We start from the raw sequence: 18864 nt of genomic DNA, 5'->3' as shown, positions 1-18864 counted from the left end.
CCTACTCCTTGGTTGAGCCGTGGTCGAGCCACCGCAGGACCGCTAGCACCCTGCGGTGGTCCTGATCGGTCGGTGGCAGGTCGAGCTTGGTGAAGATGGAGGAGACGTTCTTCTCCACGGCGCCAGCGCCGATGAACAGGCTCTGGGCGATGGCGGCATTGGTGCGGCCCTCGGCCATCAGGCCGAGCACCTCCCGCTCCCGGGGCGTGAGCCGCTCGAGCGGGTCCGTGTTGCGAGCCCGCGAGAGCAGCTGCAGCACGACCTCGGGGTCCAGGACGGTGCCGCCGCCGGAGACCGCGTGCAGTGCTGTGATGAAGTCTGAGGTGTCAGCGACCCGGTCCTTGAGCAGGTAGCCGATGCCCCCTGCGCGACTGGCAACCAGCTCGGTGGCGTACTGCTCCTCGACGTACTGGCTCAGCACCAGCACGGCCGTGTCCGGATAGCGCTCGCGGACCGTCAGGGCGGCGACGATGCCCTCGGAGGTGAAGGTCGGTGGCATCCGGACGTCGACCACGACCAGGCCCGGACGGTGGCGCTCGACGGCGTCCAGGAAGGTCACGGCGTCGGGACAGGCCTCCACCACCTCGAACCCGCCGCCCTCGCCGATCAGGCGCACCAGGCCCTCGCGCAGCAGGGCCGAGTCCTCGGCAAGCACGACCTGCACCGGTGTTGTCATCGGATCTCCTTGGGGGTGGTGGGGGCGGGTCGAGCGGGCAGCTGGATCACCACGGTGGTCGGGCCGCCGGCAGGCGAGCGGACCGCGAGGGTGCCGTCCACCGATGTCACGCGCTGGCGCAGCCCGACCAGGCCAGTGCCGCCGCGTGGGTCGGCGCCGCCGACACCGTCGTCCTCAACCTCGATGAGCAGTGCGGGCGGGGACAGGTGCCTGTGGAGGTCGAGGCGCACCGTGGCCTGCCGGGCCTGCGAGTGCTTGGCCACGTTGGTGAGCAGTTCGGAGACGCAGTAGTAGCCGATCGCCTCCGTCGTGGGGTCGAGGCGGTCAACGCCGCGGACCTCGACGGTGACGGGCACAGCCGAGCGGGCAGCCAGGGCCGAGACAGCTGCATCCAGACCGCGATCGGCCAGGATCGGTGGGGTGATACCCCGGGCGACATGGCGCATCTCCACGATCGCCTCCTTGGACGCCAAGTGGGCCTTGTCGAGGAGCCCCCGTGCTCCCTCGGGGTCGTGGGCGAGACGCTCGCGGGCCATGCCCAGGTCCATCGCGATGGCCACCAGCCGCTGCTGTGGGCCGTCATGGAGGTCCCGCTCGATGCGGCGCCGCTCGGACTCCACTGAGTCGACGGTCTCCGTCCGCGAGGTGGTCAGCGTCTCGACCCGCTCCGAGAGTTGCGCGATCTCCTCCTCGGGGTCCTGCCCGAGGAGCGACCGCACCAGCTGGGTGTCCACCTGGGTCACCTGGCGGGCCGCAAGCGGGAGCAGGAGCAGCACGACCAGTGCGACGACCCAGGCGCCCACCCACGCCGCCGTCGAGTGCAGCGGGACCACCCCGAGCAGGTGCACTCCGACCTCCGGTATGCGCCCGGCATACAGCGGCAGGGCCAGGAGGGCGAGGCAGTTGGCCAGGAGAGCGCTGACCAGCCCCCCGGTCAGCAGACCCCAGAGGGCGTGCAGGCCGGAGTATGCCGCAGCGCGCCGGTGAGCGCTGCTCACCCCGAGCGTGGTGACCCACCGGGGCTGACCGGTGGACACGTGCGGTGTGATGCGCCGCCCGGTGAAGGCCTCAAGCCGGCCGATCTCAGCCTTGGCGAACAGCCACGCGAGCCACAGCGCCGGCCACAGCAGCAGCACGCCCGCGCCGGCCGCCACGAGCAGGACCGCGCCGACGATGATGCACACGATGAGAGCCAGCGCGACGAGCCCGGTCAGCAGGTTGAGCACCAGGAAGGTGACGTGCCGCCAGCCCCGGAGCCACTGCCTGAGCAGGCTGCGGGCGGGTGTCGGCGCGGTGGGCATGCCTCAACACTAGGACCGTGGGATCGGCTGGGGCAGAGGGTGAGCCACCGAACCTGGGGTTGGGTTATCCCCCCGGTGATTCGGGTGTCCGCGCCAGTGCGCAGAGGTCGCCGGGTCGAGAGGCTGGAGGCATGATCCAGAACCCGACCGACGCGTTGGTGCGTCCCACTGCCCCCGAAGGTCCGGAGCACGGGCAGCCGTCCGCGACGGATGAGCTTGCCTACCGCCCAGATCTGCCCCGCAGCCCACTGGCGCTGTGGTGCGCCCGGCACCGGTGGAGCGTGCCGGCCACCGCCCTGCTCGTGGTGCTGGGCAGCGTGGGCCTGCTCGGCACAGTCGGCATCACCACCCAGGACATCAACGACCAGCTCGTCGGCGACTCTGCCGAGGCCTACGACACCCTGGATGAGGCGGACTTCGGGGACGTCCCGACAGAGTTCATCATCGTCTCGGACCCGGAGGGTCCGTTGTCGCCAGAGCGTGCCGCGGAGCTGGGCTCCGAGCTGGCCACCACCTATGAGACCGTTCCCGGCGTCATCGCCGTGGGAGAGACCTTCGCCGGCCAGGACGGCAGCATCGTGCTGCCCCTGGAGTTTACCGATAACGGCGAGGGCGTCGCACTCGAGATCGACGGCTCACTCCAGGCGACCGACGACCTCGCGGCCCTCCACGGCGACCTCACGATCTCCCAGTTTGGCCAGACGTCACTGGACCAGGAGATGAACGACACGGTCGGCGAGGACTTCCAGCGGGCCGAGTTGTTCGCGATCCCCGCCACCCTGATCATCCTGCTGCTCGCCTTCGGTGCCGTCGTGGCAGCCGGCGTGCCGCTGCTGATCGGCCTCGGCAGCGTCGCCGCCGCCCTCGGTCTGACGGCGATCGTGTCCACCTGGCGGCCGGTCGACCAGAACAGCCAGGCGATCGTGCTGTTGATCGGGTTGGCGGTCGGTGTCGACTATGCGCTGCTGATCCTGCGGCGTGCCCGTGAGGAACGACGTGCTGGTGCCTCCGTGCTGGACTCGATCGGCATCGCCGGGGCCACTGCTGGCCGTGCGGTGCTGATCTCCGGCCTCACCGTGGTGATCGCGATGTCGGGGATGCTCGTGGCCGGCGGGATGTTTACCTCGCTCGGACTGGGCGCCATGCTCGTCGTCGGCGTGGCCGTCATCGCCGCAGTCACCGTGCTCCCCGCCCTGCTGGGCCTGCTCGGCGACAAGGTTGACGCTCTCCGCCTGCCGTTCACCCGTCGGCGGGAGGCCCGCCGCGGCTCGGAGAACTCGTTCTGGGGCCACCTTGCTGGCGTCGTGACCCGCCGTCCGCTGGCCTCCCTCGTCGTCGTGGGTGGACTGCTGGTGGCCCTGGCCACCCCGGCACTGGGCATGAAGACCGCCATCGGCAACGTCGAGGCCCTGCCGCAGGACCTCAAGAGCGTGCAGGCCTATCACCAGTTCCAGACCGCGGTCCCGGCCGAGTCCGACGCACTGCAGGTCGTGGTGCGTGCCCCGGCGGAGTCCGCGGACGACGTCGAGGCAGCGCTGCTGGGGGTGACAGCTGACGCAGAGAGCATCACGCACATCTCCGGAGCCGCCGATGAGGTCGTGCGGTCCACGGACGGCACGGTCAGCACCTGGAACCTCGGGGTCGACGTGACCCCGAGTGATGACGCGATGGCGCCCACCGTCGAGCAGGTGCGCGGTGAACTGCTCCCGCAGGTGCGGGCCGAGTTGTCTGACGTGCCCGGGGCCGACGTGCACCTGGGCGGGCAGGCAGCGGTGGTAGACCTGACGAACTGGATGGAAGACAGCCTGCCCTGGGTCGTCGGTTTCGTGCTGGCGCTCTCGCTGCTGGTGATGCTGGTGTCCTTCGGGTCACCGGCCCTGGCGCTGGCCACCGTGGGGTTGAACCTGCTGTCGGTGGGAGCGGCCTACGGAGCGCTCGTGCTCGTCTTCGGCGGCACGTGGGCCGAGGGGCTGCTCGACTTCACCTCGACCGGAGTGATCGCCTCCTGGTTGCCGATGATGCTGTTCGTCCTGCTCTTTGGCCTCTCGATGGACTATCACATCTTTGTCACCAGCCGGGTCCGCGAGGCCTTCGACGCCGGGGACTCGCCGCGGCTGGCGGTCCGCCGCGGAGTGGCCCGCTCGGCCGGCGTCGTCACTGCTGCGGCGGCCGTGATGATCGGGGTGTTCTCGATCTTCGGGACGTTGTCGATGCTGGAGATGAAGCAACTGGGCGTGGGCCTGGCCGTCGCGGTGCTGATCGATGCCACGGTCGTGCGCGGGGTGCTGCTCCCCGCGGTGCTCACCCTGCTCGGCGAGCGAGCCCACACCGGCCCCACCTGGCTCCCGCGACTGCACCACTGAGGTTCGGCGCCGCGCCCGCTGCGGTGCCACAGGCGCTATGTCATGCAGTGCCAGGGTCCCAGCCCCGGCACTGCATGACACAAGCGCGTTTACGGGCGTGGGTCAGGCGGCGGTCACGGGCCGGAGCCACTCGACCAGGGGCCGCACGGCCCGCCAGTCGGCCCGCACCTGCTCCACGAGCGCGTCGGTCGTCACGATGTCGGCGTCCTCGATCCAGCGCATCGCCGACAGCGTCTTGTGGCGCAGCAGCCCGATGCGTTCGTGTTCCCTGCTCCACCCGCGCGGTGCGGTCTTGAGCTGGTCGCCGTCCACCTCCCACCCGGACCCCCGCAGCCTCGCGACGATCTGCTCCAGCTCCCTGCCGCGTGGCCCGTCGACCGCCGACCGGTAGGACGCCAGCACAGCACTGTCCATGTGATAGCACCCACCCCCGAGACGGAACCCGTCAGCCGACACCTCGGCATACCAACCAGATCGGGTGCCGGCGGCGACATAGCCGCCCTGGTGCGTCTTATAGGGACTCTTGTCCGCAGAGAACCGCACGTCGCGGTGGGGCCGGAAGATCTTGGCGGGACCGAACTCCTCCTCCACCTCCTCCAGCAGCTGGGTCAGCGGGCCGCGCACGCGTGCCTCGTAGCGGTCCTTATGGGCCTGCCAGAAGTCGGTGCTGTTGTCCTGCTCCAGCTCCGCATAGAAGTCGGCGGCATCGTGCGGGATCCCGGTGAAGCTCATGGTTCCCAGCGTATGCCGGGGGCTGGGCTGGTCAGCAGGGCTGGCGTTCGCCGACATCAAGGACGGCGGTGCAGAATTGCGTGCATGTCGATGACCTGGCGCGCTCTCACCGCAGCTGACGTCTCCGCTGTGGTGACCTTCACCAACCTGGTGGCAGTGCGCGATGGCACCGGCCAGGTCACCACCGAGGAGGCGACCGCCGAGATGTTCCAGGTGCCTCGGTTCGACGTCTCGACCGACACGGTCAGTGCCTGGGACGGCGGCGAGCTCCTGGCGCTGGGCAGCGTGTTTGCCCGCGACGGGCTGGTGGAGGGCCGGGCCATGGTCAGCGTGGACGGCGCCGTCCACCCCGACCACCGCGGCCAGGGCCTGGGCAGCGAGCTGCTGTCGCGGCTGGAGACTCGAGCGAGCGGTCTGGCGGGCGAGCGGCACCCGGGCCAGGCGCTGCGGCTGCGCACCTCCGGCGGTCTGCCGGAGTCGTCGTCGCAGCAGTTGCTGGAGGACCGTGGCTATGCGCCCGACAACTACTTCATCACCATGCAGGTGCAGCTGGCCGACTGGGTCGACCCGGGAGGTGACTCGGTCGCCGTGCGTCCGGACCAATCACTGGAGGAGGGGATCCGCGACGCGCACAACGATGCCTTCCGCGACCACCGCAACTTCAGTCCCATCTCCGCCGAGCACTGGGCCTTCTGGGGGAAGTCGTCTGCGCAACGGCCGGACCAGAGCCGCGTCGCGGTTGAGGACGGTCGGGTGCTGGCCTACGCCGTCACGAACGAGCACGAGCCGGGCGTCAGCCACGTCGAGCTGGTCGGCACGCGCCGGGAGGCCCGCGGTCGCGGCCTGGCCCACGACGTCCTGCTGGGCTCATTGCGAGCCGCCCGCGCGGCCGGTTATCGGATCAGCGAGCTCGAGGTCGACTCGACCAGCCCGACCGGCGCCGACCGGCTCTATCTCTCCGTCGGCTATCAGCCCGTGCGGGTGATCTCACGCTACGTCCGCGACATGGAGGCAGTCGCAGGTCGCTGAACCATGTTGGGGAGATCTGGAACGCCTCGAACCCGTTCGTGAGGAGCTGCGAAACCACTGCAAAATCACGGGATTGACCTACGAAACCACTGCAAAATCACGGGAGCGACCTACGAAACCACTGCAAAATTCCGGGATCGACCTACGAAACCCCTACGAAAATTGGGGGACCCTGGGCCGCGCGGAGGGTGCGGGCGCCGGTGAGGGCGAGGGCCATGGCCAGGAAGGCGGCGACGACGGGGACGACGAAGGCCGGCTGGTGACCGCCCCAGTCGGCGAGGCGGCCGGCGACGCTGGAGCCGACGGCATAACCCAGACCCGTGGTGGCAGCCAGGATCGTCATGGCGGCACCGAGCCGGCGCACCGGCGTGATCCGCTCAGCCAGCGTGAAGGTGGTGATCATCGTCGGGGCGATCGCGACACCCAGCACGAGCAGGGCGATCGTGAGCATCCCGAGTCCGTCCACCGCCAGCAGCGGCAGCACCAGCACGGCCAGTGCGACGGTGAAGACGCGCAGCCGGCTCTCATAGGCATAGGTGTCGGGCACCGCGACGACCGCGAGCCCGGCCAGCACGCTCCCGACGCCGAGCAGGGCATGGAACAAGCCGGTCAGTCCGGGCTCTCCGGCGTTGGTCGCCAGGACCGAGGTGCCTGCCTGCACCGAGCCGAAGATGACGCCGACGGACAGCTGCACGGCAGCGAGGAAGAGCAGGGACGGCGTCAACAGCCGACCGGTGTCGGCGGTGGTGTGCGCGGTCGGCCGCCCCACGAGCCCTGAGGTGGGGTGCAGCGCAAACCAGGTGCCGAACGCGGCGAGCAGGATGCCGGCAGCCAGGATCGCGGCACCGGGGTTGATGAGGGCGCCCACCACGCCGACCAGTGCGGGTCCGAGCACGAACGAGGCCTCGTCAGCGGCCCCCTCATAGGAGAAGGCGGCGTCGACCACATCGCGGCGTTCGACCCCCGCGCGCCGGCTGATCGGACGCCAGCGCACCCGGGCCATCGTGCCGATCTGCGGGGTGAACGCCCCGGCGACTGCGGCCACGATCAGCAGCGGCCACCAGGCGGTGCCGCGCTCGTAGGCGTTGGCGAGCAGGACGAGGGAGACCAGGCCCAGGGATCCGACCACGGACTGGACCAGGAGCACGGGGCGCTGGCCGATGCGGTCGGTGAGGCCGCCTGCCATGGGGGCAGCGATGGCGTTGGCCACCGCGAGGGCTCCCGCGACGGCACCGCCGGCACCGTAGGAGCCCGTCACGCCGGAGACGAGCAGGAGAGCCCCGAGCTGGGACATCGCCAGGGGCAGGCGGCCGAGGAAGGCCACGACGACATACAACGGGCCGGTCAGGGCAAAGAGACGTCGATAGGACGCGACGGGTGACAAGCAGGGCCTCCGGGTGGGTTCAGGCAACTCGCGCCATCCCACCCCTGGCGCGTCAAGTCCCTGTGCATCTCCATTCTAGCGGGATCAGCAGCACCGATGAGCCGGATCTGCGGTGAGACGCGTCACCGCACCGCGTCGCCTCGGGCACCCAGCTGAGGGCACCGACGGGCCTCAGAGCACGTCGCGGTGGCGGAAGCCCACGAAGCCGACGGCGAGCAGCGCCACGACGACACCGACCAGGACGACGAACCCGGCCCACTCGGGGGAGACGGCAGAGACATGAGGCACGTGGCGCAGCGGGCTGATGCTCAGGGCCCAGTCAGGCAGGCGGAAGGTCGGGCCGAGGATGGTCAGGCCAAATGTCGCCACGATCCCGAGCCACCCGACCAGTCGCTTGCCGGGTGCTGCACCGACGGCGGCGACGGCGAGTGCGACCAGCACCCAGGCCCCGGGGATCATCAGGAGCGCCTGCCCGATCACCTCGCCGATCGAGATCGAGCTGTCCGCAGCCGAGGCCACGACCCCGAGGCCCGTGCCGGCGAGCATCATGGCGATCCCCGAGCCGACCAGGGCGACAACGACATTGCTGGCCAGGTATGTCGAGCGGTGCAGTGACCCTGCCAGCAACGGTTCGACCCTGAGGTCGATCTCCTCGGCGTGCACCCGCTGGATCATCTGCACGCCCATCACGGCGGCGATGATGGCGATGAGCTGCAGGATCGTGATCACGAAGGCGAAGGTGAGGTCACTGACCGTGACCGCGCCAGAAGCGAGGATGGCGGCCATCGCCGGGTTGTCGGCCAGGACGTCGCCCACCGAGGACGCCAGGTTGCCCAGGACCAGACCAAGGAGGGTCAGTCCGATCGACCACGAGAGGAGGGCCCCGCGGTGGAGCTTGACGGCGAGCCCCCACACGGTGCCGGCCAGTCCGGCCTCGGCGGGTCCCGGGCGGCCCGCGAGCAGTCCCTGACCGAAGTCACGGCGCCCCTGGAGCACAAACGCGACCGCGATCAGGACGACCGCGAACGCCAGCGCGACCAGCAACGGCCACGGGTTGTTGTCGGTAGCGGGTCGGGCCTGCGCCAACCACCCGAGGGGAGTCAGCCAGGTCATCCAGTCGCCCCCGCCGCTGGTGTCGATGTAGCCGCGCGCCACGAAGCAGACCGCGAGAGTGGCGATCGCCAGGCTGCTGGCCGTCCGCGCCTCGGAGCCGAGCTGGGCCGCGATCGCGGCGACCCCGGCAAACATCAGCCCCGAGGCGGTGAAGGTGGCGGAGAGCACCAGCGTGGCGGCCAGACCGCCGCCGCAGGCGACGGTGAGCACGAAGCAGACCACCCCCAGGGCGACTGACGCGAGCGTGGCCATCGCGACGGCGACCGCGAGCCGGGACTGGCGGGCGAGCACTCCCGAGGCGAGGAGCTCGGCCCGACCGGAGTCCTCGTCGGCCCGGCTGTTGCGGATCACGATCAGGATCGTCATGAGTCCGGCGAAGAAGGCACCCAGCTGGCCGGCTCGCCACGCATTGAAGCCGTCGCTGGTGGACAGGTCGCGTGCCGGGCCGAAGATCAGGGACAGGGCCGGGTTGCCGCGCATCGCGGTGGCCAGCGCGGTGCGGTCCGCAGCGTCGGGGAAGATCCAGGCATAGATCAGGACGGAGGAGGCGGACAGCACGGAGATGAGCACGACCCACGGGGCGATGTTGTGAGCGTCCTGACGGATGGTCACCTTCAGCAGCGCCCTCGTCGCGGGTCCGGCGCCCGGCCGGGACATCCCGGGGGGAGCGCGGTGGGTATGACGTGTGGCGTGGGTGGTGCTCACGGTCGGTCCTGCGTGTCCTCGGTGGTCGAGTACTGCTGCAGGAAGAGATCTTCAAGGGTGGCCGGCGCAACCGTCAGGGCCGACATCTCGTGCGGCACCAGCGCGGCCATGGCGGCATTGATGTGATCGGGGTCGACGGTGCCGGTGAGCCGTCGGTGCTCGTCCAAGTGCGCATCCTGGAGCACGGTGAGCGCGCTCAGGTCGGCGGGCGGCCGGCCCAGCGTCGCGCTGATGGTGACCCGTGTCTGCCCGCGCAGGTCGGCCAGCGTGCCGGTCTGGACGATGGTGCCTTCGCGGATGATGCTGACCCGGTCGGCCAGCGCCTCGACCTCGGACATGATGTGGCTCGACAGCAAGATGGTGCGCCCCCTGGCCTTCTCCGACGCCACCTCGTCCTGGAAGACCGCCTCCATCAGTGGGTCGAGCCCCGAGGTGGGTTCGTCGAGGATGAGCAGCTCGACGTCGGCAGCCAGCGCGGCGACGATCGCCACCTTCTGGCGGTTTCCCTTGGAGTACTGCCGCCCACGCTTGGTCGGGTCCAGCTCGAAGCGCTCGATCAGGTCGGCTCGCCTGGAGGGATCCAGGCCGCCGCGCAGGTTGCCCAACAGGTCGATGGCCTCGCCGCCAGACAGGCCCGGCCAGAGCACCACGTCGCCGGGCACATAGGCCAGGCGCTGGTGGAGGGCGACCACATCGCGCCACGGGTCACCACCCAGGAGCTCGACCGAGCCGCTGTCCGCGCGCAACAGGCCAAGCAGCACCCGGATCGCGGTGGACTTGCCGGCGCCGTTGGGGCCGAGGAAGCCGTGGACCTCACCCCGGGTGACCTGCAGGTCGAGGCCGTCGAGCGCGGTGAACGAGCCAAACGTCTTGACCAACCCGATCGTCTCGATCACCACGTCCCCCGTGGCGGGGTCGTTCGTGGCGGGGTCGTTCGAAGGTGCTGGTGCGGCCGGTGTCTGGGTCATGGCTGCTGACCTCCTGCTGGGGGCGCGGGCGGGGGCTCGACGACGGCAAACAGGTCGAGCTCGGCACTGTCCCCTCGCAGGTAGCGCGCGACGGAGGGGGTGACGGCATCGGTGAGCTGGGCGGAGGTCAGGCTCGCGAGCGGTTCCATCCCGAGCACCTTGCGGATGATGACCAGCCCGACGAGCTGGCTCACGGCCAGCTGCACCCGAGCGGCTGCCACCTGGTGGTCGCTCCCCTCGACGAGCCTCTCGGCGAGAGTGCGCAGCAGCGTGGCACCCATGAAGTCCCGGAAGAGTGTCGCCGACTGCTGGTCTGCCAGGACTCGGCGCAGGAAGCTCACCATCGCCGGGCCGGTCTCGGGTGAGTCCCACACGGCAAAGAACGTCTCCACGAGCCGCCGTGGGGCACCCGCGGGGTCGCCGTCGACGATCCTGCCCACCAGCTCCTCGGGGTTGATCGGGGTGTCCAGCGTCGCGCGGAACAGGCCCTCCTTGGTGCCGAAGTAGTGGTGCACCAGCGCAGGGTCCACGCGGGCCCCGGCGGCGACCGCACGGATGGAGGTGCCGGCGTAGCCGCGCTCCGCAAACAGGCTCAGAGCCGCAGCGAGGATCTCGGCCCTGGTGTCCGGGCGTCCCGCCCGGCGGCCCGCCTGCCCACGTCGGCTACTCTGCCGGCGACGACTGGCCGGTGTGGGTCGGCGCGCTGGACTGCCCTCGGCCGGCTGAGCATCCTTCGCGTTCATCAGTCCCTCGACAATTCAACGCCCGTTGAAGGACACGTTAGCGCGTCGTGGTCACCAGATCAACGGTGGGTGAATTGCGGCTGCGACCGCCTCGTCAGCGCACCCGCGGCTCAGGAAGCTCAGGTGGCTGGGCGCTCGGGGTCTCGGCCAGGCGTGCGAGCACCTCGGCGATCGCACGGTCCAGCTGGGGATCCGCCGACCCGAAGAAGTCGGAGGGCGAGTGCACCACCTCGATGTCGGGGTCGACACCGTGGTTCTCCACGTCAAAACCCTTGCCGGACAACCAGAACGCATAGCGCGGCTGGGTGATCGACGTCCCGTCGACCAGGTCGAAACGGCCGTCGATGCCGACGACCCCGCCCCACGTCCGCACGCCGACGACCGGCCCGATCCCGAACGCCTGGGCGCCGGCATTGACGATGTCACCGTCGGACCCGGAGTTCTCGTTGGCGACCAGGACAACCGGCCCGCGCGGAGCCTGGTCCGGATAGCTCGACGGTGTCGCGAAGTGTCGACCCACGCCCCAGCCCACGACCGAGCCCATCAGCCGGGACAGCACCATCTGGCTCGTGTGCCCGCCCCGGTTGTAGCGGACGTCGGCGACGAGGCCCTCGGCCCGGGTGGCGCGACCCAGGTCACGGTGCAGCTGGGCCCAGCCGGTGCTCGTCATGTCCGGCACGTGCAGATAGCCGACGCGGCCTCCGGAGTGCTCGCGGACATAGTCGCGCCGGGAGCGGACCCAGTCCTGATAACGCAGGACCTCCTCGTCACCGAGTGGCACGACCACGACCCGACGGTCGACCCCGTCCCGGCGCAAGGTCAGCTCGACCGGCTTGTCCGCAGCGCCCAGCAACGAGGTGGCCGGCCCGAAGGCGGGGTCGACGGGGCTGCCGTCCACCGCCACCACCAGGTCACCCTCCCGCGCGTCGACGCCAGCGGCTCGCAACGGGGAGCGCGCGTCCGGGTCGCTCGACTCGCCGGGCAGGATCCGGTCGATCCGCCACCCGCCGTCGGCAGGAGACAGGTCGGCACCGAGCAGGCCCAGCCGCCGGGACTGGTCCCCGCTGGGACTGGCTGGCATGACATAGGCGTGCGAGGTGTTGAGCTCGGCCACGACCTCCCACAACAGGTCGACGAGGTCGTCGTGGGTGCGCAGGGTCGCTACGAGCGGGCGGTAGCGCGCCACCACACCGTCCCAGTCGACGCCGCCCATGTCCGCCCGCCAGTAGTGGTCGCGCATGATCCGGGCGTTCTCGTCATACATCTGGTGCCACTCGGCCAGCGGGTCGATCTCGAGACGCAGGCGGGACAGGTCCACCGTGACCGCCTCGCCGGACTTGTCGTCGGGCTTGTGGTCGGCCGGCGAGACGATGACGTCGTCCTTGACCCGCAGCACCACTCGCTCACCGTCGCCGGACACCGCACAGGAGTCGACCTTGTCGGCGATCGTGATGACCTTGCGCTGCTCGAAGGACCAGAGCTCCAGCGAGTCGGCCGCGGGATCGCCGGTCACCCCCGCACGCCGCGTCCCGAGCACGCCCGCCTCACCGGCGATCCGGACCCAAAGCACACCGGCCTTGGCCGCGCGCAGGTCCCGGTAGTCGCCCGACGGCACGGGGAACGGCACGATCCGCTCCTCGGCGCCGTCGGCGTCGAGGTCAGGGCTGGCCGGAGGCTCCACGGTCGGCGTCGCTTCTCCGGGAGCAGCTGCGGGCTCCTTGCTGATCCGCCAGCCCTCGGCGCTGGGGCCGAACGGGGCCGGGTCGGTCGCGGACAGCGGCAACAGCCACGGGCGCGTCGACCCGCTGAAGGACAGCGCGAACTCGTGGGTGTCATAACTCGGGTCGAAGGTGCGGTCGGACAGGAAGACCAGATAGCGCCCGTCCCTGGTGAAGGCCGGTGAACGGTCGTGGAGGTTGCCGTCGGTCAGCGCCACGGGGTCGTCGCCGGAGGTGAGGTCGGCGATCATCAGCCGCGACCTCTCGCCCTCGAGCGTGGGCTGGGCCCAGGCGAGGTAGCGCCCGTCTGGTGAGAAGACCAGACAGGTGGCCTCCCCCTCGGCCGAGTGCGCCAGCTCGCGGACGCTGCCGGCCTCGACCGTGACCAGACTGATCCGGCCGTCGTGCGAGACGGTCGCTACGGTCTCTCCGGCAGGGTCGGAGGCGGTATGCAGAATGCGGCCGAGCGCGCCCACCGCGAGTCGGCGCGGTGGCTGGCTCCCGTCGAGATGGTGCACCTCGAGGGCGTCCTCACCCTCGGCGTCGGTGACCACCAGGGCACGGCCGGTGCGTCCGAGCAGAGCGGGCTCGCGGACCCGCACGCCGGAGTCGGCGACCAGCGCGCGGGCGGGACCCTCGCGGTGGCTCAGCCAGAAGGCGTTGCCCCGCCAGCCGACCAGGCTCCCGTCCCCACCGTGGTCCGGCACGACGGCCTCGAGCCGCTCGGTCGGCTCTGCCGAGCGTGGCTGCGGCAGGACACCCTGCAGGTCGATCTCCAGGCGCTGGGGCTGCCCGTCGAGGTGGTCCAGCAGCCAGATGTCGCCCCGGCTGTGCCACACGATGCGGGACCCGTCGGTGCTGGCGTCGCGGACATAGCCGTCCTCGGCGGTCTGGTGGGTGAGCTGGACCGGGTCGCCGTCGCCCAGGTCCCACACCCACAGGTTGGCCTGTTCGTCCGCGGCCGACGGGAAGGTCGCGGCCCGGTCGGAGACGAAGACGAGACGCTCGTCGACCCACATCGGGTCGACCAGGCCTGCCGCGTCCTCGACCAGCAGCTGGGTCCAGGAGCCGTCGCCGGCACTGTCCAGCCACAGGCGGGGTGCGGTGCCTCCGCGATAGCGCTTCCAGTGTGCTGGTGGCCTGCTGCCCGGCGTGCTCAGAACGACAGCGCCGTCCCCGCGCACCGCCACCCCCCACGCGGGGCCGTAGGAGAGCCGCTCGACGGCACCGTCCAGGGCGACCGCACGCACCGTCAGGTGGCGCAGGTTGGCCTCGCCGGCGTGCGAGGCGGCCAGCACCCGGCCGTCGGCGGTCCAGCCCAGGACCAGCGTGTTCTTGGCACCCCACCAGGTGAGCCGGTGGGCGGCGCCGGTCGCGACCTCGACGACCATCACCTCGGGGTGGCCGTCGCGGTGCGAGACATAGGCGATGTGGGCGCCGTCCGGGCTGAACCGTGGCGTGCGTGCGGGGGCACCGTCGGCGGTCAGCCGCCAGGCCCGGCCACCCGAGACGGGGACGAGCCACACGTCGTCGGCCGCGACGAACGTGACCAGGTCACCGTGGACATGCGGAAAGCGCAGATAAGCCGAAGTCACGAGGTCCAACCCTAGTTGCGGGCGCTGTCACCGCGCCCATGGTGATGGTCAAGATTCGGCAAGGACTCGGTATGCGAAACCCCGGGCCGTGTCGGCCCGGGGTCTCGTGGTGGTGGGGACTACTGCTGGCGGCCGCGGACGGCCTGCGCCGCACGCTGAGCGACGTTGCCGGCCGCCTGGGCCACGTCGTCGGGGACCTGCCGCGGTGCCGATCGCGGGCGCCCGGAGGCGCCCGCCTGGATCTGCGGCAGGAGCTGTGCCATCAGCAGCGTGGACAGCGCCGAGTTGTCGCTGGACCCGGCGTCCGTGTGCACGATGACCGGCCGCGGGGCGGACTCGGCCAGCGTCGCACCGACATCGAGTCGCCGGCGCGCCAGCTCGTAGCTGAGCACGGCCCTGTTGTCGCGGTAGGCCGTGGCCAGCTGCTCCTGGGCCTTGGCCTCACCCTGGGCGGCGACCAGGTTGGTGCGCGCCCGGGTCTCGATCTCGTAGCGGATCTTCTGCGCCTCGGTCTCACGCTCCTCGAGCATCTGCGCAACGTCCTTGCGGGCCTTGTTGAGCGAGGCCTTGACCTCGACGATCTTGGCGTCGCGGATCTTCTTGGACCGCTCGATCTCCATCAGCAGGGTGTCGATGCGGCGCTTGCGCGTCAGCTCCCACTCCTTCTCATAGGCGACGAGCTCCTTGGCGACGCGCTCGCGGGTGGCCAGGTGCTCGCGGTACTGGTCGGGCAGTTGGACGTCGGGGATGTTGCAGCCCATGATCTGCACGCCATAGCGGGTCAGCTGACGGTTGAGCAGGTCCTGCATGTCCTTGACGTCGCTGCCGCGCAGGTCATAGGCACGCTCGGTGCGGACCTGACGACTGCGCTGGCGGATGGCGTCCTGGACCGAGTTGGACAGCACCAGGTCGAAGTTGCCGGCACCGATCGTCTGCACGAAGCGGATCGCGTCGACGATGCGGAAGCGCAGGAAGAACTCGATCGACTTCAGGGGGACGTTCTCGTGCGTCGGGGAGGACAGGACGGGCGCGGCATACGGGATCTCGGTCGTGACGTCCACGACGTAGGCCACGCGCGCCCACGGGTGCCAGAGGTAGTGCCGGCCCGGCGCGAGACCGGGTCCGCTGATGGCACCGAACTTGGTGAGCACGCCGACGGTGCCCTCCTCGATCTCCACGATCGAGGAGCGCCACCACCACAGGGCGGCGAGCACGAGGGAGACGACGGTGACCAGGATCGCCAGGGTGCCCAGGCTGCCACGGTCGGCGCTCATCAGCAGGAACCCGCTGATCAGGGCCCACAGGGCGAACCACACGAGGGTGGTCCAGCGCAGGCCGCGGCTGTCTCGGGGGATGACGACAGGCACCAGAGCGCCTGACTCACCACCGCGCAGCAACCGGGCGACGTCGCTCCAGCTGGACACGACCTCCTTGATCGAGCTCATGCCCTGGCCGCGGATCGCGCGGGAGGTCTGCTCCATCATCTGCTCAGCCACGGTTCTCACCCTCGTTCGTCACGTCGTCCTGCTGCGGTGCTGCCGGGTTCTGCTGCGGCGCCGGCTGGGCGCCCGGTGCCGGCGGGTAGCCCTGCGGGGGCGGGGGAGGGAACTGGCCCTCCGGCTGCTGGGGACCGCCGGGGACTGCGCCCTGGGGACTGGCCGGCATACCTGCGCCGGGTCCGCCCTGAGGGTCGGGCTCCGGAGCCTGGCGGCCGGTGGCCTCCTCAAGGTTGGCGCTGACCGCCTCATCCGCCACCGAGCGGCGGATCTGGTCGAGGACGCCCTCGCCCTCCGGGTCGTCGACCGGTTCGGAGGCGGGGATGATCTCGACGTCGGTCGCCTCGGGCGCCTGCAGCAGGTGGCCGATCTCGCTCTCGCGGCCGGAGACGCGCTGGGCGATATCGGGCTGGCGTGAGCGGATGGCCGCCATGTCCTCGTCGGTGAAGAGCTTGTGGTCCTGACCGCCGACGAGCTCGCGGGCGATCTGCAGGTAGTCCACGCTGGTGCCCTCGCCACCGCCGACCCGCACGATCTGCGGGAGCGACTGGGCCAGGCTCTCCATCTTGTCCAGCATGTCCTGCTGGTAGCGGTAGTCCAGGATCTCCGGGGCGAGCGCCGCGCTGAGCGCCCGGATGTCGAGGGCCTGGGCCTCGAGCAGGGCTGCGTTGGCATGCGCGGTCGACTCCGACTCCACGAAACGCTGGCGGGCCAGCGCGTTGGCACGGTTGGTCTCCCGCTCGAGCGCGGTGTCCATCTGCGCCTGGTAGCGGGCGATGTCGGCCTGGATCGCCGAGAGGTTCTCGTTGAGCGAGGCGAGGTCCTTGTTCAGGTCACCCTCGTTCTGCTCCTTCTTGAGGTTGAGCTCGTACTGGTAGGTGTAGGCCTCCTTGGCCACCCGGATCATCTCGGGGGCCGCCAGGTCCATGCGGTACTCCTGCGCGGAGGGCTCAGCGTGCGTGATGTTGGCGGTCGTGAGCTCGACGGCGGGGGCGAACTGGGAGTTGAGCTGCTCGAGGAGGCGGGCGGTGCTCTCACCGACCAGGTCATAGATGCCGGAGGCCTCCTGGTCATAGATGAGCGAACGCGTGGTCTCCGAGATCGCGTTGTTGAGCTTGTCCTGGAAGCCCTGGACGGCGCCGAGCACGAAGACGAACTCGCGGGCGTTGACGATGCGGAACTGCAGGAACAGGTCGACCGAGGCCTGCACCCCGGACTTGGTGGGAGCCTGACGGATCGGGGCGTTGAAGGGGTACTCGCGGGTGGTGTTGACGATGTAGGACACGCGCTTCCACGGGTTCCACAGCGTGACCCGACCCGGTCCGACCTCAGCCTCGACCTTGCCGAAGCGGCTGATCAGGGCGGTGCAGCCCTCGGGCACCATGACCATGCCCTGGCGCCACCACATGAAGGCGGCCACGAGCAGCACAAGGATCCAGTAGTGGGCTCCGAAGAGCGCCGAGCTCATCCCGTCAAAGGGCAGCAGGACGACGCTGCCGACAACACCCAGGATGACCAGGAAGATCACTGGGAGCATGGCCCGCAGGCGGCGTCCCTTGGGCATCACCATGGGGGTGATGACGTGGACCGGTCCGCTGGGGCCCATCTCGTAGTGGCTGCGGCTCAGGTGCTCGGCGGCGTCATCCAGCGAGACGCTCTCGGAGGCGATCCGGGTGCCGGCAGATCCACCCTCACCGCGGGCTGCCGGGAAGTCCCGGGCGTTCAGACCGAAGCCTGCTCCGCCGCTCGCGGCCGCGCCACCAGCTGCCTGCTGGAGCGACTGGCCGACGACGTCGCGCACGTCCGCGCCTCCGGCGACCTGCCGTGCGGCGTCGATGAACTGTTGTGATCTGTTGCTCAAGCCCTCATCCCCTTCATCCGTGCTCTGGCGCGGGCCTCGCCGCGCGCTGTCGAGTCTTTCACAGGGCAGACGGCGCTCAGGCGCCTGCGGTTCCCCGGGCACTCGCCTAGGCGGACGATCGGGAGCGGGCGGCCGGGAGTGGGCGGCGGAGGGCGAGCGCGCTGCAGACGGTGTCAGTAGTCTCGACGGCATGAGCAATCTCGAGATAGCGCCGGCTGAGGTGGAGGGTGGCGCGGACCAGCCTGGTCCGGCTCTGGAGGTGATCGCCCCGCGTGAGGTGCCGCTCGGTGGCCCGAGGGCGATGACGGTGCGCCGCACACTCCCGACCCGGGGCCGCACGACGATCGGCGCCTGGTGCTTCGCCGACCACTACGGCCCGGACGCGGTGGCACAGTCCGGCGGCATGGTGGTGCCGCCCCACCCGCACACCGGCCTGCAGACCGTCTCGTGGCTGTTCACCGGCGAGATCGAGCACCGCGACAGCACCGGTGTCCACGCGATGGTCCGACCGGGCGAGCTCAACCTCATGACAGCGGGACAGGGAGTCTCGCACTCCGAGGTCTCCACCCCCGCGGCCACGACCCTGCACGGCGTCCAGCTCTGGACCGTCCTGCCGGACGGGTCGCGCGCGGTCGAGCCGGGATTCGAGCACTACGTGCCCGAGCCGGTCGACCTGGTGGGCGGACGGCTCGCAGTGTTCCTGGGTCAGGTCGACGTCGACGACCCCGGACTGGACGGTCCGGTCAGCTCCAGCGTCACGACATACACCCCGCTGTTGGGCGCCGAGCTGACCGTGCAGCCGGGCGCGGTGATCACCCTGCGGCTGGACCCGACCTTCGAGCACGGGGTCCTCGTCGACGGCGGACCGGTCTCCGTCGGTCCGGAGCAGGTCGGCGCGCACGATCTGGCCTATCTCGCCCCGGGCCAGGAGTCCGTCGAGCTGCGGGCCGGCGAGCACGGTGCCCGCGTGATCCTGCTCGGCGGACCGCCCTTCGGTGAGCAGATCGTCATGTGGTGGAACTTCATCGGCCGCACCCATGACGAGGTCGAGGCCTTCCGCGCGGAGTGGCAGGAGCGGGTCGCGAGCGGGGCGGACACCCGCTTCGGGATCTTCGACTATGACGGTGACCCGCTGCCCGCGCCGTCGCTGCCCGGGGTGCGGCTGAAGCCACGGGGCTGA

At 70.5% G+C, this 18864-nt stretch carries 13 protein-coding genes; 3 read left to right on the top strand and 10 right to left on the bottom strand.

Features of this window, described 5'->3' with window-relative positions:
* Position 1: 1 nt before the first annotated feature.
* Together NF557_RS14995 and NF557_RS14990 are read right to left on the bottom strand one after the other, a co-directional pair.
* Positions 2-676, bottom strand: a complete 675-nt coding sequence (locus NF557_RS14995; protein ID WP_252620426.1) for a response regulator transcription factor — start codon at positions 674-676, stop codon at positions 2-4.
* Complete coding sequence (locus tag NF557_RS14990) at positions 673-1977, bottom strand: sensor histidine kinase (RefSeq protein WP_252620424.1); 1305 nt, start codon at positions 1975-1977, stop codon at positions 673-675. Before NF557_RS14990 ends, NF557_RS14995 begins: the two co-directional genes overlap by 4 nt.
* A 131-nt stretch (positions 1978-2108) precedes the next feature.
* Between NF557_RS14990 and NF557_RS14985 the strand changes: the two genes are divergently transcribed.
* Positions 2109-4340: an MMPL family transporter gene (locus tag NF557_RS14985; RefSeq protein ID WP_252620422.1), complete on the top strand. Its 2232-nt coding sequence runs from the start codon at positions 2109-2111 to the stop codon at positions 4338-4340.
* A 102-nt stretch (positions 4341-4442) separates the two neighbouring features.
* On the opposite strand, the gene NF557_RS14980 is transcribed toward NF557_RS14985, so the two are convergent.
* Positions 4443-5072, bottom strand: a complete 630-nt coding sequence (locus tag NF557_RS14980; RefSeq protein ID WP_252620421.1) for a DUF2461 domain-containing protein — start codon at positions 5070-5072, stop codon at positions 4443-4445.
* An 84-nt stretch (positions 5073-5156) separates the two neighbouring features.
* On the opposite strand from NF557_RS14980, the gene NF557_RS14975 reads away from it, so the two are divergent.
* Positions 5157-6101: a GNAT family N-acetyltransferase gene (locus tag NF557_RS14975; RefSeq protein ID WP_252620419.1), complete on the top strand. Its 945-nt coding sequence runs from the start codon at positions 5157-5159 to the stop codon at positions 6099-6101.
* Positions 6102-6243: 142 nt separating this feature from the next.
* On the opposite strand, the gene NF557_RS14970 is transcribed toward NF557_RS14975, so the two are convergent.
* From NF557_RS14970 to NF557_RS17640, 7 genes are all read right to left on the bottom strand, one after another.
* On the bottom strand, positions 6244-7485 hold the full coding sequence (locus NF557_RS14970; RefSeq protein WP_252620418.1) for an MFS transporter: 1242 nt from the start codon (positions 7483-7485) through the stop codon (positions 6244-6246).
* 171 nt (positions 7486-7656) lie between these two features.
* On the bottom strand, positions 7657-9303 hold the full coding sequence (locus NF557_RS14965) for an ABC transporter permease (protein WP_252620416.1): 1647 nt from the start codon (positions 9301-9303) through the stop codon (positions 7657-7659).
* The gene (locus tag NF557_RS14960; RefSeq protein WP_252620414.1) at positions 9300-10271 is read right to left on the bottom strand and encodes an ABC transporter ATP-binding protein; all 972 of its coding nucleotides are present in this window, start codon (positions 10269-10271) and stop codon (positions 9300-9302) included. The genes NF557_RS14965 and NF557_RS14960 overlap by 4 nt, the downstream gene beginning before the upstream one ends.
* Positions 10268-11014: a TetR/AcrR family transcriptional regulator gene (locus NF557_RS14955; protein WP_252620412.1), complete on the bottom strand. Its 747-nt coding sequence runs from the start codon at positions 11012-11014 to the stop codon at positions 10268-10270. Before NF557_RS14955 ends, NF557_RS14960 begins: the two co-directional genes overlap by 4 nt.
* A 94-nt stretch (positions 11015-11108) precedes the next feature.
* A complete protein-coding gene (locus NF557_RS14950) occupies positions 11109-14327 on the bottom strand; it encodes a S41 family peptidase (protein ID WP_252620410.1) in 3219 nt (1072 codons plus the stop codon).
* 119 nt (positions 14328-14446) lie between these two features.
* On the bottom strand, positions 14447-15823 hold the full coding sequence (locus tag NF557_RS14945) for an SPFH domain-containing protein (RefSeq protein WP_252620408.1): 1377 nt from the start codon (positions 15821-15823) through the stop codon (positions 14447-14449).
* Positions 15816-17684 carry an SPFH domain-containing protein gene (locus NF557_RS17640; RefSeq protein WP_280923967.1) on the bottom strand — a complete coding sequence of 623 codons (1869 nt, stop codon included), beginning with the start codon at positions 17682-17684 and terminating at the stop codon, positions 15816-15818. The genes NF557_RS14945 and NF557_RS17640 overlap by 8 nt, the downstream gene beginning before the upstream one ends.
* 190 nt (positions 17685-17874) lie before the next feature.
* Here NF557_RS17640 and NF557_RS14930 point away from each other — a divergent pair, with 190 nt between their 5' ends.
* Positions 17875-18864 carry a pirin family protein gene (locus NF557_RS14930; protein ID WP_252620406.1) on the top strand — a complete coding sequence of 330 codons (990 nt, stop codon included), beginning with the start codon at positions 17875-17877 and terminating at the stop codon, positions 18862-18864.

It is taken from the genome of Ornithinimicrobium cryptoxanthini, assembly GCF_023923205.1.
Lineage (GTDB): Bacteria > Actinomycetota > Actinomycetes > Actinomycetales > Dermatophilaceae > Ornithinicoccus > Ornithinicoccus cryptoxanthini.
The sequence above is the reverse complement of the archived record's forward strand: the minus strand, read 5'-3'. Positions and strand labels throughout refer to the sequence as shown.

Excerpts from the sequence above, each read along its gene's own strand:
- NF557_RS14995 (WP_252620426.1), bottom strand. The coding sequence starts at position 676 with ATGACAACACCGGTGCAGGTCGTGCTTGCCGAGGACTCGGCCCTGCTG.
- NF557_RS14990 (WP_252620424.1), bottom strand. The coding sequence starts at position 1,977 with ATGCCCACCGCGCCGACACCCGCCCGCAGCCTGCTCAGGCAGTGGCTC.
- NF557_RS14985 (WP_252620422.1), top strand. The coding sequence starts at position 2,109 with ATGATCCAGAACCCGACCGACGCGTTGGTGCGTCCCACTGCCCCCGAA.
- NF557_RS14980 (WP_252620421.1), bottom strand. The coding sequence starts at position 5,072 with ATGAGCTTCACCGGGATCCCGCACGATGCCGCCGACTTCTATGCGGAG.
- NF557_RS14975 (WP_252620419.1), top strand. The coding sequence starts at position 5,157 with ATGTCGATGACCTGGCGCGCTCTCACCGCAGCTGACGTCTCCGCTGTG.
- NF557_RS14960 (WP_252620414.1), bottom strand. The coding sequence starts at position 10,271 with ATGACCCAGACACCGGCCGCACCAGCACCTTCGAACGACCCCGCCACG.
- NF557_RS14955 (WP_252620412.1), bottom strand. The coding sequence starts at position 11,014 with ATGAACGCGAAGGATGCTCAGCCGGCCGAGGGCAGTCCAGCGCGCCGA.
- NF557_RS14930 (WP_252620406.1), top strand. The coding sequence starts at position 17,875 with ATGAGCAATCTCGAGATAGCGCCGGCTGAGGTGGAGGGTGGCGCGGAC.